The 16,620-nt window shown below is 53.6% G+C and carries 11 protein-coding genes; 1 reads left to right on the top strand and 10 read right to left on the bottom strand.

The features are described from left to right. Positions 1-1,146: 1,146 nt before the first annotated feature. The 5 genes from H7F31_RS04815 to ychF form a co-directional block, all read right to left on the bottom strand. Positions 1,147-2,184, bottom strand: a complete 1,038-nt coding sequence (locus tag H7F31_RS04815) for a N5-glutamine methyltransferase family protein (protein WP_261800304.1) — start codon at positions 2,182-2,184, stop codon at positions 1,147-1,149. 565 nt (positions 2,185-2,749) lie between these two features. Then, complete coding sequence (prfA, locus tag H7F31_RS04810) at positions 2,750-3,826, bottom strand: peptide chain release factor 1 (protein WP_108993210.1); 1,077 nt, start codon at positions 3,824-3,826, stop codon at positions 2,750-2,752. A 487-nt stretch (positions 3,827-4,313) separates the two neighbouring features. After that, entirely contained in the window at positions 4,314-4,421 is a 108-nt protein-coding gene (locus tag H7F31_RS34130; protein WP_261800303.1) for a hypothetical protein, read from the bottom strand. Between the two features lie 120 nt (positions 4,422-4,541). Further along, positions 4,542-5,615: a GNAT family N-acetyltransferase gene (locus H7F31_RS04800; protein ID WP_187103249.1), complete on the bottom strand. Its 1,074-nt coding sequence runs from the start codon at positions 5,613-5,615 to the stop codon at positions 4,542-4,544. 187 nt (positions 5,616-5,802) lie between these two features. Next, complete coding sequence (gene ychF, locus H7F31_RS04795; RefSeq protein ID WP_187103248.1) at positions 5,803-6,903, bottom strand: redox-regulated ATPase YchF; 1,101 nt, start codon at positions 6,901-6,903, stop codon at positions 5,803-5,805. Between the two features lie 676 nt (positions 6,904-7,579). On the opposite strand from ychF, the gene H7F31_RS04790 reads away from it, so the two are divergent. Then, positions 7,580-7,723: a hypothetical protein gene (locus H7F31_RS04790; RefSeq protein ID WP_179215721.1), complete on the top strand. Its 144-nt coding sequence runs from the start codon at positions 7,580-7,582 to the stop codon at positions 7,721-7,723. Between the two features lie 224 nt (positions 7,724-7,947). Here H7F31_RS04790 and H7F31_RS04785 read toward each other — a convergent pair whose 3' ends face one another. The 5 genes from H7F31_RS04785 to H7F31_RS04765 all read right to left on the bottom strand — a co-directional run bounded on the left by H7F31_RS04785 (position 7,948) and on the right by H7F31_RS04765 (position 16,545). After that, positions 7,948-8,826 (bottom strand): carbohydrate ABC transporter permease, encoded by an 879-nt coding sequence (locus tag H7F31_RS04785; protein ID WP_187103247.1) that lies wholly within the window; start codon positions 8,824-8,826, stop codon positions 7,948-7,950. Positions 8,827-8,849: 23 nt separating this feature from the next. After that, a complete protein-coding gene (locus tag H7F31_RS04780; protein ID WP_087569946.1) occupies positions 8,850-9,707 on the bottom strand; it encodes a carbohydrate ABC transporter permease in 858 nt (285 codons plus the stop codon). Positions 9,708-9,831: 124 nt separating this feature from the next. Further along, positions 9,832-11,175, bottom strand: coding sequence for an ABC transporter substrate-binding protein (locus H7F31_RS04775; protein ID WP_187103246.1), 1,344 nt, complete (start codon positions 11,173-11,175; stop codon positions 9,832-9,834). 736 nt (positions 11,176-11,911) lie between these two features. Further along, positions 11,912-14,308, bottom strand: coding sequence for an S-layer homology domain-containing protein (locus H7F31_RS04770; RefSeq protein ID WP_187103245.1), 2,397 nt, complete (start codon positions 14,306-14,308; stop codon positions 11,912-11,914). A 179-nt stretch (positions 14,309-14,487) separates the two neighbouring features. Further along, a complete protein-coding gene (locus H7F31_RS04765) occupies positions 14,488-16,545 on the bottom strand; it encodes a glycosyl hydrolase (RefSeq protein WP_187103244.1) in 2,058 nt (685 codons plus the stop codon). Positions 16,546-16,620 lie beyond the last annotated feature (75 nt).

Below are 16,620 nucleotides of genomic sequence, written 5' to 3'. Positions count from 1 at the left end.
TTGGATACAGAATTAACCAAACAATGATCACCTTTGATGGGTATCCCCTCTGTTCAGGACGAGCAAATTGGCTATCAGAGCATTAGTGGCTTCTGCCGCTTCACACGTTTTGTGGATGCTTTTTTCACTATCCCCACTTCTCAGAATGAAGTGGCACCTTGCCCTATTTCCCGATTTTACAACGTTTGAGGGGATTTCCTGAGTTGGCGGGATAACGTTCAGAGGGGAGTGGGACGATCACTCCGAGCTATGTACGAGCTTTGTTGGGGATTTCCTGAGTTGGCGGGATAACGTTCAGAGGGGAGTGGAGGATCGCTCCTGGCTATGTACGAGCTTTGTTGGGGATTTCCTGAGTTGGCGGGATAACGTTCAGAGGGGGAGTGGGACGATCGCTCCTAGATATGTACGAGCTTTGTTGGGGATTTCCTGAGTTGGCGGGATAACGTTCAGAGGGGAGTGGGAGGATCGCTCCGAGCTATGTACGAGCTTTGTTGGGGATTTCCTGAGTTGGCGGGATAACGTTCAGAGGGGGAGTGGGACGATCGCTCCTAGATATGTACGAGCTTGTTGGGGATTTCCTGAGTTGGCGGGATAACGTTCAGAGGGGAGTGGGAGGATCGCTCCGAGCTATGTACGAGCTTTGTTGGGGATTTCCTGAGTTGGCGGGATAACGTTCGCTGGACCGTTCAGAGGATGCAATTTTTCTTTTTTCCAAACAAGTGTTCAGCGGAGGACTTCAAGTCCACAAAGTGAACCGGCCTGCCATCGATCTTTGGCGATGCAGTTATTTTTCTTTCCGAGAAACAGGGGATAAGCACAAAGAAAACTATTGCTTTCCTATATTTGAAAAAGCGCCCATGCCAACAACTCCAAATGGGCTGGTTTGGCGGGACGCTTCTGCTATTGTTATGGGGACTCTCATGCGTTCGTTCTCACCTGCTTCCACTTTCTGATCGGAAGGGAAAACGTTAGCAGGTGGATGATATCAGTTATATATTCGTGCAAGCACTCCCAGGTCGAGGTCACTTGTTCACTGAGAGGATGGGATAGTGTTCAAAGAGATGCGTATGGTCGAGCCAATCACATCATGATTACAATAGCCAAATCACGCTCTAAGATCGTGTCTCCGCGACACAGGTGATTGCCTTATCCGCCTGTGTTTACAGCCACGATATGACGCTCGATGCCGTTGTAATCGGTGATGATGGAAACATCGTCCCATGCGCCCATCTTTCGCATGAGTCCCGCTACAATGCGCGGCTGATGGATGCCGAGCTCGAACGCGACGATACGAGGCATCGCCGGGAGCAGTGCCAGCTGCTCCAGCATGCGGCGGTATGGATCCAGCCCATCCATACCGCCGACCAGCGCGAGATGCGGCTCATAATCCCGCACCTCGCGCTGCAGCCCGTCCATATCCGCCGCCGGTATATACGGCGGATTGGACACGAGCACGTCGATGCGGCTCCCCGACGCGATAAAGGGAGCCAGCAGGTCGCCCTGCACGAACGTAACGCGGTCCGCCGCTCCATGGCGGGCCGCGTTAGCGCGGGCGACCTCCAACGCGTCCGGCGACAGGTCGGACGCGCTCACGCGCCAGTCGTGCCGCTGCGCAGCCAGCGTCACGGCGATGGCTCCGCTGCCGGTGCCGACGTCGACGACCGTCGGCGCCGCAGCGCGCGCCCCGGAGTTGCCGATGGGACCCGGCAACTCGCCAGCCTCTGGGCTGCCCGCAGACTCGGGTAGCCCTTGCGCTCCGTTGCTGCCCGCAGACTCGGGCAGCCCGCCGACCAGCGCCGCCGGCCACAACCGCTCGGCGGCCGCCAGCACGCCCTCGACGAGTAGCTCCGTCTCGGGGCGAGGGATCAGCACGGCCGGCGTCACCGCGAACGGCCGGCTGTAGAACCACTCTTCGCCGATCACGTACTGGAGCGGCTCGCCCGTCGCGCGGCGGCATACCAGCGCCTGCCACTCCTCCCCCTTGCCCGGGGGGAGGAATTCGTTCCAGGCGAGCAGTAGCGCCGCGCGGTCCATCTCCAGCACATGCAGGAGCAGTCGCTCCGCATGGCTGCGTCCATCCTCGACACCGTTCGCTTTAAGCCAAGCTCCCGCCTTCACGCAAGCCTGCCTGAGCGTCATCGGCAGCTCGTACCACCGTTCGTCCGCCTTCGTCTCTTGCCCCATTGCCGCCACTCCCCTTCCCTTTATCACGTACCGCCGCATTCCGCACTGCGTCCATACCCGAGAATTTTGTCTCAATAGCGTCTCTCAGGAGGCCGTCGATTCATTGTGCGCAAAACTGGCAATGAAGCTGCAATCAATCATCGCCAACCTGATTACGGAAATGAGGGTCCTTATATGGATCGTTTGACGTGATTTTAAAATCTAACGGAACTCTGCGACGTTAATGGCGAGAAATCCAGGCAAACCGCGGACTTTTGACCATTATAAGGGCTGTCAGTTCCATTAGATTTGCGAAATGCTGCTTTTTGCTGAAATAACGCCTTTGATTTCCGTTACAGTTGCTTTCGTTCATTTCTTACCGGACACTTGCCCGCAATTTCAACTTTGCATAATTACAGCGTCTCTCAGGTCCGTTAGAAATGAGAAAGTCTCATTTCCGCCGAAATAAGGTCGCTCGAGTCCGCAGCCCGCAAACTCCCAACACAAAAAAGATGAACGCCGCGACAGCTACTTGCTTCTGGCGGCGTTCATCCGGCTTGTCGTTGCCTCGTATTGTCCTGGGCGATTAGATGCCCATCGTCTCGCGCTCCAACAGCTCGGCTTGCTCCGCGATCGTCAGCGACGAAATAATTTCGCTCATGTCGCCGTTCATGACGGAATCCAGCTTGTGAAGCGTCAAGTTGATACGGTGGTCCGTTACGCGGCTTTGCGGGAAGTTGTACGTGCGAATCCGTTCGCTCCGGTCGCCAGTGCCGACCTTGCTCTTGCGCTCGCCGGCATACTTTGCTTCTTCCTCTTGGCGCTTAATATCATAAATCCGCGCGCGCAAAACTTGCAGCGCCTTCGCCTTGTTGTCGTTCTGGGACTTGCCGTCCTGACATGTCGCCATAATGCCTGTCGGCACGTGAAGCACTCGCACAGCCGACTTCGTAGTGTTGACGGACTGCCCGCCGGCGCCGCTGGAGCAGAAGGTGTCGATTCGAATGTCCTTGTCGAGGATCTCGATCTCGACATCCTCTACTTCCGGCATAACCGCAACCGTCGACGTCGATGTATGGATGCGTCCGCCGGATTCCGTTACCGGGATGCGCTGAACACGATGCGCGCCGCTTTCGTACTTCATCTTGCTGTACGCGCCTTTGCCATTGATCATGAAGATAACCTCTTTGAATCCGCCCAGATCGTTTTCGCTGAAATCCATCAGTTCCGTACGCCAGCCCTGGGTATCCGCAAACTTCGTGTACATACGATAAAGATCATACGCGAACAACGCAGCTTCGTCGCCGCCGGCCGCGCCGCGAATCTCGACGATAACGTTTTTGTCATCGTTCGGATCCTTTGGCAGCAGGACGATACGCATTTTCTCCTCCAGCTCTTCTTTGCGCGGAGTCAATTCATCGATCTCCATTTTAACCATCTCGCGCATCTCGTCATCGAGCTTTTCGCCCAGCATCTGCTTGGCATCCTCCAATTGTTCCGAGACCTGCTTATATTCCGTATAAGTTTCATACGCTTCTTGTAAATCCGACTGTTCTTTTGACAGCTCCCTCAGCCGCTTGGGATCGCTGGATACATCCGGATCGCACAGCAGCTCGCTCAGCTTCTCATATCGGTCGGCCAGTGCTTGTAAACGGTCAAACACGTTCGTCACCTCGGTTTAATTTCCTTTAGATTATTCTTTAGTATACCATATCGTGCCCGCCTGATCGATATGTGGTTTACTTTGTCATCCATCCCAATCTCTTGGAAGCATTATAAAGTTATGCACAGATTGCACACAAAACATGATTGTTTATCCACATTTTAACGGCAATTTATCCACAGCGTGTGCACAGTATGTGCACATCTTGTCCACATCCAGGAAATTTGCCGCTTTTGCAGCTACTTTTGAACAGAATTTTGCGATTTTTTGGATAATTGATTTTCGCCGTCCGTCATCAAGCAACACGCGACAGCTTCATTCCGATATGAGAAATCCTCTAATCGAGGCCTTTCAGTGATGAGCGACTTGTGGTAAAAAAAGATCGATAACGTAAATACGTCATCGATCCAATGGTTTTATTCGTTATCCGATTGATACACCGTTTGCCCGGCCACGACCGTCTCCCGGATCGCAATACGGCCGGCTTTTATTTTCCTTCAGCTGCTTGCCGATCAGGTTCGGAATTCAAATCCTTGGCGACCTTTAAAATTTTCTCCTTGGTCTGCTTGCTGACCGGGTAGCCGCTGTTGCTCATTACTCTGGAGACTGTAGCTGACGAAACTTGGGCTGCTTTGGCTATATCATGTATCGTTGTCGGCTTCCATCTTTATTCCCCGAACTGTCGTTATTATGATTATTGCAATTAGGACACCTGCTATACATAGTTTAACCCAACCGTATACGGGAAAGGAATCGGCAATGCGGAATGAGGGCCGTCTTCTCCGACAGTCGGATCGAATAATACGGCGATGCGGCCCTCGTCGTCCATATCCCGGAGCATCGTTGCCAGGTCAGAGCCCGCTGTTGATCGAGCGCGCCAATACGGCCCAAGTTGATTGTACAAATGTTCCATATTTACAATATGGACAGTGCCTGAATTCCGTTCCGACAGGGCGGGAATCGACTCCAGCACTTCATTTAAGCCGGTTTCAAACCAGTTCACATGAATGTCAAGATTGGGAAGCTCATACGCACGAATGGCATGGCCCAGAATTGCCGCAGTCGCCTCTGGCTCGCCAGCCCACTCTATGATAAACGGAGTGCGCGCAGACGCCATGTCACCCGTTGTCGCCATAATCACGAATGCGACAGGTTCGCCTTGTCTTTCAGCTACAAGCAGCGTGTGCTTCATCTTCACATTGCTGGCGAATGCTTCGGCACGAATAAGCTCTGCGAAATCGTTCACGCTCTGCTCAAAATAGGCGGTTCTAGTCCGCATAAGCCCGACAAGCTTGAACAGATCTGTCGCGCGCCATTCTCTTATGCGAATCCCGATATCTCCAGAGAACGATCGAATTTGCCTAATATTGTCTTGATTCAGTGTGTACTTCTTCATTCTGCCAAACGGATAACACCCCGCTCTTGCATATAATGAACGTTTACCCGACACTAATATAAGGGAAGCGCCCGCGGCATCGGCGTGCGCGAATACCGACGATAATAATTGGCTCGCGTAACCTTTGCCTCTTGCATCCGGATGCGTGCAAACCGCACCGATGGAGTATATATGCAGCCTGGCTTCTCCAACCTGAATGATGGCTGGTACGAATCCCATGAAAGCCACGAGCTCATTATTTACAAATACGCCATAGGATTGCCTCAGACTTGGCGAAAATACGAACGGGTATGCATCCCGCATCGATCTATGTTCATCATCGCGAAAGATGCTGTCAGCCAGACGTATCGCAGCATCGAATTCATTTTCTTGCAATAATCGAATATTTGCCATCGTACTCCCCATCCTTCTCAATTGCTCAAGTTTGTTCCTCGATTATATCAACAGCTGGATCCTAATAGCAATCGATTTCTATAAGCACAATTTGCTAGACATTTTCCAGCCTGCATCACATGACGGAGAAAAATAAAAACGTCCGTAGCCGGTTCTGCAGCCGTTACGGACGTTTATTTAGATGGATTTATACGTTGAAACGGAAATGCATGACATCGCCGTCGCGCACGACGTATTCCTTGCCTTCCAGGCGAAGCTGGCCCTTCTCGCGAACCGCTCCCATGGAACCCGCCGCGGCGAGATCCTCGAAGGACACAACTTCCGCACGGATAAATCCGCGTTCGAAGTCGGTATGGATAACACCGGCTGCCTGAGGCGCTTTGGTTCCTTGACGGATTGTCCATGCGCGCACTTCCTGCACGCCGGCAGTGAAGTACGTGTAGAGACCCAGCAGCTTGTATGCCGCGCTAATGAGACGATTAAGACCGGATTCCGCCATGCCGAGCTCTTCCAGGAACATCGCCTTGTCGTCGCCTTCCAGCTCGGCGATCTCGGACTCTACCTTCGCGCTGATCGGCACGACTTCCGCGCCTTCTTCAGCAGCGTATTTGCGAACGATCTGCACATACTCGTTGCCGTCCGTGTCAGCCGCTTCTTCTTCGCTGACGTTTGTCGCGTAAAGCACCGGCTTCATCGTGAGCAGATGAAGATCGCGCACCAGCAGCTTCTCGTCGTCCGTCAACTCCATGCTGCGGACAGGCTTGTCGTTGTAAAGAGTTTCCTTTATACGCTCCAACACCTCAACCTCTTGAGCGACCTTTTTGTCGCCGGACTTGAGGTTTTTGCGGGAACGCTCAATCTTTTTCTCGACGGAATCCAGGTCCGCCAAAATAAGCTCCAGATTGATCGTTGTAATGTCGCTGATGGGATCTACTTTGCCAGCTACGTGCGTAATGTTCTCATCCTGGAAGCAGCGAACGACGTGAACAATCGCATCCACCTCGCGAATATGAGCCAGGAACTTGTTGCCAAGTCCTTCGCCTTTGCTCGCGCCTGCGACCAGTCCGGCAATATCAACAAATTCGAACGCCGTCGGTACGATGCTCTTTGGCACAACCAGCTCCACCAGCTTGTTCAGACGTTCGTCCGGTACTTCAACAACGCCGACGTTCGGATCAATCGTACAGAACGGATAGTTTGCGGACTCCGCGCCCGCCTGCGTAATCGCGTTAAACAGAGTCGATTTGCCGACGTTCGGCAGACCGACGATACCAGCTTTCAAAGCCATGTATAGACACTCCCTATAATCCGTAAAGTTAACAGCTTCCGTCATTATACCCTAGCTCTCCCTACTTTGAAAGTACTACGGCCAATCGCCGAGCTATTCCAAAACGGTTATAACCTGCAACCCGAGAATTTCGGGTTGCAGGCCCTGGCGGAGCGACTTTGGGAGCTGCAACCCGGGATATGAGACTGTCGATTCATTGTGTGCAAAGTTGGAAATGAAGCTATAATCGATCATCGACAACCTGTAAAGGAACTGAGAAGCCTTATTTTGATCATTTGGCGTGATAGTTGAATCTAACGGATCTGGGCGACGTTATTCGTGGAAAATCTAGGCAAACCGCGAACTTTTCCCCCTCTTAAGGGCTATCAGTTCCGTTAGAATTGAGAAATGGCGCTTTTTGATGAAATAAAGCCTTTCAGTTCCGTTACGGTTGCTCCCGTTCATTTCTTACCGGACACATGCCTACAATTTAACTTATGCACAGTCTCGATTTTCAGGTTACAGGCTGCGGCAGCTCGACTTTGGAAGCTGTAACCCGAGAAATCGGTTTTTTCAGCTTCCAAAGTCGCCATGCGGCGAGCGCACCAACCAGTCGCTGCCCCCCTCCTTCCGCTCCCCATCCGAATGACGCCAGCTGCATCCCGGCAATACTACCGTCAGGAGGAGGTGACTCCGCATGGAAAATCAATCCCGCAAGGGCAATTACAAAGGCACTACGCATATGAAAGCAAAGAATCAGGATATGGCCTTCGTCAATGACACGATCGAAGACGCCAAGTCCGTGACCAATTTCTCGTCCAAGAAAAAGAAAACCGACTAGACAGTTTCTTGGATTACCCTATCACGATCACGGCGCAGCTTCATGAAGCGCAGGAGCACGAATCGCATTGGTTTGGTCGAGATTTCGTCAGGATCGCGTCTGATGCGCCCCCCGCTCAACGCCAACCAGCCACGCACCAGCCGATCACGATCGGCTGGTGCGTGGTTCATGTACATCTTGCGGAGTCGAAGTCGTATCTGCGCAATCTGGCCCTCATCGAGCCCTCACCCCTTAACCGCGCCCTCCGTCAGTCCCTTCTCGATATACTTCTGGATGAACAGATAGATAATGAGTACCGGTACGACCGTCAAGGATACGGCGGTAGCCATAAGGCCAAAGTCCGTGCCGTATTGCGAGCTGATCTCGCTAAGGAGCAGCACGATCGGGCGGACGTTCTCCTTGCTGACGAAGATCAGGGCGGAGAACAGGTCGTTGTACGACCACAGGAAAACGAAGATGCTCGCGGAGGCAAATGCCGGCCGGCCGATCGGCAGGAAGATCTTTATGAACATCGTCCAGCGGTTGCAGCCATCGATGAACGCCGCTTCCTCCAGCTCCTTCGGAATGGTGGACAGGTAACCCGCCAGAACGAGAATGGCGAACGTCAGGTTGCCAGCCGTCTGCGGGAAGATAAGACCGCCGTACGTGTTGGCCAGCTTCCAATGAATGAGCAGCTCGTAGACGGGAACGACCGTCGCGAAAGCGGGAATAAGCAGACTGGCGTACAAGATCGAGAAGATGACCTTCCTGCCGCGGAATTGGAACCGGGACAACACGTATGCGGCCAAGCCGCCGAACAGAAGCACCAACAGCACGGTGCTGCCGGACATAATGAGGCTGTTTAGATAACCCTTGCCGATATTGATGCGGTCGAACGCGTTTGTATAGTTAACCATGACTGGATCCAATGCGAGTTTAAACGAGTTGTTCATGACTTCCCGGGATACTTTGAACGAATTGTTCACGATCCAGAACAACGCGTAGATGGTTGTGAGCGACCAGCCGAATAAGACGGCGTACATTAGAATCGTACCCAGCGGGAAGCTGCGCCTCTTCATCGTGACGCTTCTAGGCCCAAGCTCTCTTTTGATAGATTGTTGCATCGTCGTACACCCCTATTGCCAGCTTAGTATGTGATTTCGTCTCTCTTCAGCAGACGGTTGGCGAGCAGCGACAGCAAGACGCCGAATACCACGATATAGATCGCGATCGTCGAGCCGTAGCCAAAGTTCTGATCCACGAGTGCTTTCTTGTACATATAAGTTCCGAGCACCTCAGTGCCGCTTTGGCCGCGGGTGAGAACGAATATGAATTCGAATACTTTCAGCGTACCCGTGATCGCCAGCGTAATCACGACTTTGATATCGCTCATAATGAGAGGAATCGTAAGCAGGAACGTCTTTTTGACGCCGGTAATACCCTCGAGCTTGGCCGCCTCGTAAAAATCCGCGGGAATCTTGGACATCGCCGTCAGGAACAGCACGAAATAGAAGCCGACATAATGCCACACGGTCGGAACCGCAACCGCCTTGAGCGCGTTGCTTTCGCTAAGCCATAATATTTTATCGAAACCGAGATTCTGAAGAATGTTGTTAAGCAGTCCGAACTGGAAATTGTAGAACAGGACGAACAGCAGAGCGATGGCCGTTCCGGAGATTACGACCGGGAAGAAAAATACCATCCGGAAGAAGCCTTTGCCCCAGGTTACATTGTCGACCAATACGGCCAGAATAAGGGCGATGCCGACTTGGAATACGATAACGTATAACATCAATTCCAGCGTGTGCAGCGTGGCAGCCCCTAATAGCTCGTCGGAAAACATCCGAGCGTAGTTGTCGAATCCGACAAACGTCTTGCTAAAGAAACCACTCGTCCGGAAGAAGCTTAAGTACATGCTCTTAAAGAACGGGTAGTACAGGAATATCGACATAAAGACTGCTGCCGGCAGCAGAAATAAGAAGATATACTTACGATCGCCCTTCATCCTTATCACCTTTGATGTTTATTTTCTGGCGCATGATGGCCGTAGAATAACGCCGCCGCTCCCTGTCATGTAGAGCGGCGGCGGCTATGCGTTCATGCGTTCGAATGGTTCTCGCTGATTGCGATTACTGCACCTCGATGGCTTTCGCCGCTTCCAGAAGCTGAGCTGGCGTTTTTTCGCCTTTCAGCATCGGTTGTACTTTGCGCAGCTCGGTAAATGTCTCCGGCTTCACCTTGGAGTCGATCGGTCCGTTAACGGAAGTGGCTTCGGATACCATCGCGAAACCGTCGAGCACGGCTTGCGCCACACCTTCCGGCTGTACGCCGGCAGCTGCCGGAGTGCCGCCGTTCGCCGTTGCGATCGTTTTGATGCTTGCCGCGGATGTCAGATGTTTCAAGAGTGCGATGGTTGCGTCTTTTTTAGCCGCGTTGTCGTAAGCCGCTTGCGACATGTAGAAACCGGTGCCGAAGCCGCCTACTACATCTTTGCCTGTGCCCGCTCCGCCTGGAATCGCAGGGAAAGGAAGAACCGTCGTATTCGCCTTCACGTCGTCGGAGAAGCCGCCGATCGCCCACGAACCTTCCAGAATCATAGCGGCCAGACCTTCGGAGTAGTAGTTCCCCGCCATGCCGAGGTCAATCGTCGCCGCGTCCTGCGGGAATGCGCCAAGGTCATACAGTTCTTTCATAGCCGCGAAACCTTTTTCCCAGTTCGGATCGATGCCGTCTTTCAGACCTTTGTTCTGACCCTCGGAACCGGCAGCGGCCAGTACGAAGTGCTCGATCAGGTAGTGGGATTGGTCGAATGGTCCGGACAAAGGAATGATGCCTTTCTTCGCGAACGCGCTAACCGCTGCTTTCATTTTATCCCAGTCGGTTGGAAGGTCGACGCCGTTCTCTTCGAACAGCTTTTTGTTTACCATCAGACCTTCGAAAAAGCCCGTCAGAGGAATCGCGTACGTTTTCCCGTCAGGGGAAGCGTTCTTTACGAAGTCCAGAGCCGCAGGCGCGAATCCGCCCTTCCAAGCCGCGTCGCCGTCCAGGATCTCGTCCATCGCCACCACTTTGCCGGCTTTGATGATCTCGTTGGCATCAGCGCCCACGAAGTAGAACAGCAGATCCGGCTCGTTGCCGCTTGTCATGTCGGTGTTGACTTTCGTACGGAAGCCGTCGTCGTTCGCGGACATCACGTCGTTAACGACTTTCACGTTCGGGTTGGCTGTCGTAAATTCGTCGATGACGGCTTGGAAGGCTTCCTTCGCGGCATCCGTTCCGCCGAATGTGGAGAATACGCGAAGCTCCACTTTCTCGGCCGGCTTCTCGGTCTCCACAGCCGCATCAGTCGGAGAGGCGTTGCCGCCTGTATTGGTATTCACCTTGTTGCCGCCGCCGCTGTTGTTGCCGCAAGCCGCTATGAACATCGTCATAACGAGCAATACGCTAAGGATGGACAATGCCGATTTTTTCACCTGAAAATCCCCCTCAAGATTATTAGGCCCACCGCCGTCCGGTCAGGACGACCGAAACGCGATTGCCTTACAAACTCATGTTAGGGCAATTCGAGGGATACTTTCTACGGCGCGAAGGGTGACATTCATCTGATGGGCGGGGGGACATTTATCGCGAGATCAGGGGGACATTTCTATTGCCGACCGGGCTTTCATCTGGCATGTCCAGAACAGCGGCCTCTCTGCACATTTGTGCATTTCTCCCCAATTTCTTAACCAAATGGGGCCCCTGCACAGCAAATTGTACAAAAATACACAAATTCTCGCTTCACATCGTCGTTCGCGACCTCTCTGAGCCAAAATTTGTGTATATATGTACAAATGTACGAATAAACGGCTCTTACCCCATCGTAATTGTGTATTTTCGTACAATTGTTGTACTGTTTGTGAAAATATCCAAGGGCGCACATCAGCACTGGCACCAGCATCTGCCTACCGCGTTCAAAGGTATCTTTTATCGCCAATAAGAACTTCACTTTCCGACAAGCTCTGTGCTAGAACCAGAAAAAAGCAACGGCGTTTAAAGGGAGGTTTGTCTCTAAGCGGAGCCGATATTCCAATTTTTCCAGATCAAAGGATGCTTTTCCCTCTATGTGCTCAAAAAAGAGCAGTCCGCCATGGCGGACTGCCCTCCCTTTCACACTATCGCGCTTCTTTCTTCTGGTTCCTGCTTCTGGTCCCTACCCACTTCTGCTCCCTACATTCTAAGCGAATTTTCCTGCAGCTCGGCCCGCTTCTGCAAGTAACGGTAGAACGCGATGGACGCCTCCGCTCTCGTCACTTGCTTATCCGGCTGGAACCGGCCGTCCGACAAGCTCATAATGCCGAGTCCCACCACGATTGCAGACTGCCCCTTGTTATCGATGTCGGCCTCGTCCTTAAAGGATACTTTGAACAGATGATCGTTGTTCGCAAGAGAATTGTATCCCAGCGCCCGAACGATCAGCTCGGCCATCTCGTCTCGGCTTACCTTCCCGTCGGGATTGAAGGAGCCGTCTCCCACGTCGATCAGGTTGCTTGCGGCGGCTGCCTGCACATAGGAGAAATAGGCGGAGTCGGCCGCGACGTCGTTGAACATTGCTTTCGATTGATCGCTGGAAGACAATCCTTCGTAAGCGACGTGTCGTCCGCCGCTGCTCGCCAGCACAAGCATCTTGATCAGCTCGCCTCTGGTGATCGCTTCGTTGGGACGCACCTTGCCGTCCTCCAGATCCAGCGCCTTGTAGGCAACCATCAACTGCAGCGATTGCTCGGCCCAATGGCCTTCCGCATCCGTTGCCCGCGGGAGCTCAAGCGCCGTCTTTTCGCCCGTCTCCATGCTTTTCCAGTCCCCGGTAACCGCGTCCAGGTAGACGCTCTCGTGCACCTGCTTCGATGTCAGCTGGTAGACCAATTCCACAGTCGTCTTCTGCTTCAGATCCTCACTGATTTCCCCTGCCGCAATCATGACGTTTACTTTCTCGATCGGCATCGGTTCGCCATCCCACCAATATTGCGTGTTCATCCGATACTGCAGCTTCGTGTCGTAGAAGTCCATCCAGCGATCGATCGCCTCGTCGGCCGACAACACGGCCGGCTTTTGGGCCGGATAGACATAATCGGCGATAGACGCTTCGAAGGATTGGATATTTCCGCTACGGGCGTCGATCGAGACATACACCCGATCGTATTCCACGACAGCTCCATGTATCCGATGCTCGAAGGAAATGGAGTAGTTCCCGATCTCCTCGGGCTTCCGATCCTTGTATTGCTCGGCTTCCGGTACGACAACATGCAGCTCATGCGCCAGCCATGGCAGTTGCTTGCGCACGGTATCCTCCGCCTTCTTAACCGCAGACTCCAACGTGATAGATGGCGAGGATGCGGCACTGCCAGCTTCGTTTGGACCATATTGATAGAAGCTGCGGATCACCCCGCTCTGGCTGTCTACGCTAGCCCAAGCGCCGCCGTTCTCGCGACCGTCTTTCTCGATCGTCCAGTTAAGATCCCAATACGAACGCGTCTTGCCCGTCGCTTCGTCCACATATTCGTTGTACGTCGCTTGCTGGAACACAGCGGCGCCAGGCAAGGAGAACGCCTTCTCGACGGCTTCCCGCGCGGCGTCTTCACTCTGCTTGCCCGCACGCGGCTTCGTTCCGAGCGGCTTGTCGCTGAGCGGCTTCTCGGACACCTTGCCTCCCCGCAAGCCCCCATAGTATTGGAACACTTCGCTCCGCTCCCCCGTCACCGCATCGACAGCGAAAGCAGGCAAGGCGTAGCTGAGCGCAGGCTCCAGCTTGCCGCCCGCATTGTAAGGAACGATGTATCGCAGCTGCGGAGCAGCCGCCTTACGAATCGCGTCCTCCGCCTCCGCATCGGACAGTATGTCGCTCTCCTTGGGGAAGACGATTGTCTCATCCCAATTCATTTCGAACGACTGCACGTGACCGTCGCTGTCCAGCTCCACTTGTATGTAATTGGCAGGGAAGAAAATTCCGTTTACAACACGCTCATATCTAAGCGTATGAATAACCGCTCCCGTCAGCGGCGGCAGCAGGCTAACGCCGAACGACTCATTGAGCCTCAGCTCCCCCAAGTAAGTGCCCGCGACCTGGCCGATAAAAGTTTTGGCAAGCGCCTTGGCATCCTCCCGATCTACCTTCAGCGGATAGACCGGCGGCGCGCTCGGTTCGTCCGAGTAGACACGGAAGTTCAACAATTGACCGGTATTGGCGTCAAGCGAGGCGTAGATGCTGCCCCGTTGCTTGCCATTGACGCGTTTGATGAAGTTGAGCGTCCAATAACTCCGCGATCCATCAGCCAGCTTCGACGTGCCGCTGCTGGCTCCCTGCAGCGTGTATTCCTTCGGGATGCTGACATATTGCCGTAGCAGGCTCTCCGCCTTGGACTTGCTGATCGCTGTCTTGACATTGGCACCCGAGGCTGCCCCTGTACCTGGATTAGCCGCGCCTTCTCCCGACTCGACCTTCGCCGGCAAGCTTCCGCCCGCGGCCGAAGTGTCTGCCGATACCGGGACAGCCCAAGCCGTCGTCAGCATGGCCAGCGCAATCGCCGCAGCCGCCTTTCTTTTCCCATTCCCCTTCCAGTTACTCAAATTCATTCCCCTTTCCACTTGTAAATTTATTCATATTAAAGACGATCTTTTAATGGGAATGGTTGCGTTTCCCTTGTAAAATTATGAATTCGCATCCGTCACCAATAGTAAGGATTTCTTTAAGCGGTCCAAAAGAATGCCCGGTCGCCGCAACAGCGAAGCAACCGGGCATTCGGCTTTTAATTTTCGCTATAAGCAATCGAAGTATCGATACCGACCAAGCTGCGCTGCGGGTCCCAGGTGACGCCGAAGTCAATCAGCTTTGCAATGTCGCGCAGCTTAAAGTAGTTATTGCCGTCGATGTTGTAAGCGATCAACGGCACCTCGAGGCCGTCCACGTACAGCTTGGAGCCCGTCTGCAGCGCCGTCTTGTTCTTCGCGGCCAAGTTTCCGGCGGCAAGTTCTCCCCCGACAGGGGTGTAAGCCTCGCCGACCGCCAGGCTAATGGCTTTCTTTGCATTGTCCCAGCCTACCTGGAACGCCCCTTCCGTGCCGTCCAACGCCATGGCGAGATCCCGCAGCTTAAAGTAATTGCTGCCTGCGATTTTGTACGCGTCAAACGACACCTTGCTGCCATTGACAAGTACATCGGACGCGCTTGGCGCCGCCGATGCCGTCGGCTGCTTCACTGCGATGGATACGGTCTTCTCCGATACCGGCTTGCCGTTTGCGGCATAGGCGGTTACCTTAAGCCCTACCGTCTTATTGTTGTGCGGAGCAAAGTCGTACTTGAACGACCAGGGCGCCTTCGTCGCCGTCGCGATCGTCTTGCCGCCGATGGAGTAAACCACTTTGGACAAAATCGGTTCAACCGTTCGGATAAACGCGCTAAGCTCGACAGGCTTCGGCGCAACGGTTGTACCCAGCGGCTTGTAAGAAACCTTCGACTCCCCGCCAATCGTCGACAGATAAAATGGATTGGCGACCGCAGCCTTGAATGCGGCCAGCACCTTCTCGTTATCCGATAAGCTATACGAATTAAGTCTCCCGTCTGCCGTCCTCGTCGTATCGAACCAGAAGACGCCCTTGACTCCGGGATAAAGCATGGGCAGGTTGGCATAGAACTGCTCGATCTGATAGACCGCCCAATCCGTCTTGTCGGTATGATGAACGGGATCCGAATAGGAGATGCCGCCCTCGGAAATAAATACCGGCTTCTTTTTGCCGTACAGCTTGTAGATATTATCGAATTTCTCGATAAAGCTGGACCGGTCCACGCCTTTCTTAAGCGGATCAAGCGTTCCGTTGTGTGCCTGATACATACTGACGCCGACCCAGTCGACGTATTCGTCTCCAGGGTAATAATCTTCGATGTTGTCGATTGGGAAGTACGCCGGCGCCCAGACCATCGCGACATTCGGCGCTTCCTCGCGGAACACCTTGGCCACGATTCTGAACTTGTCGATATAGTCCTGCGGATTCGTCTCGTACCACTCGATCCAGCTGCCGTTCATCTCGTTCGCGAATCGGAGGAAGATGGGGATGCCGACATCCTTGGCGGAGCGGGCCAGCGAACGCAAATAATCTCCGTCCTGCACTTCATCCAATCCATTTATGGGCTGCAACGCAACCTGAAGGCCGACGCCAGCAGCTTTGGCGCGCTCGATATGCCCGCTGTATTGGCTAAAAAACGGTTTCCCCCAGCTCGTGTACAGCAGATACATGGCATGTTTTTTGCCCGTCAACTCCGGAAAGGCGCTAATATAATGAGGATTGCCGTCCGTAGAATCATGCACTTTCTTGTCCGCTTCGGCATAAGCGCCTATGTAGGCCCCCGTCTTTGGCTCATACGGCGCGCCGTGGTAGATCGTATTCGGCGTCTCGCCCGCCTCCTGCGTAACGAACAGCTCTATGCGGCTGCGCACCCAATCGGCCTTCCGATTGGCGGCGATGGATTCTTGCGTCTTGCCGCCTTTGGCCCAATAAGCCGCCTCGCTCTCCCAGCTTTTGACCGCATCGTCGTACTTGGCCAGCGCAATCTGGGATTCCGCCATCTTGTTGTACATTAACGCCACATTCGTTACTTCTCCGCTCTCCGCAAACAGCCTGATACTGGCTTTATAACCCTCGATAGCCGGCTCGTGCTTGCCCGCCGCCCTATCCTCTTCCGCCTGCTGGTACAACTGCCACACATTGGCCGCCGCAACCGGCTTAACCTCCAAAATAAACAACGAAATTACCGTTGCGAGAATGAGTAAAAATTTGACTCTTACCATGCTTCCAGCCCTACGATTCAATCTTCTCTGCCTCCAGTTTCCTAGTCGAATAGTCATGTTTCCATTGCTATATTCGCTAATGAACTGGGAAATTCC

Source organism: Paenibacillus sp. PAMC21692 (assembly GCF_014303795.1).
In the GTDB taxonomy this organism is placed as follows: domain Bacteria; phylum Bacillota; class Bacilli; order Paenibacillales; family Paenibacillaceae; genus Pristimantibacillus; species Pristimantibacillus agaridevorans.
Note: the sequence above shows the minus strand (reverse complement) of the source record. Positions and strands in the feature narration are given on the sequence as shown.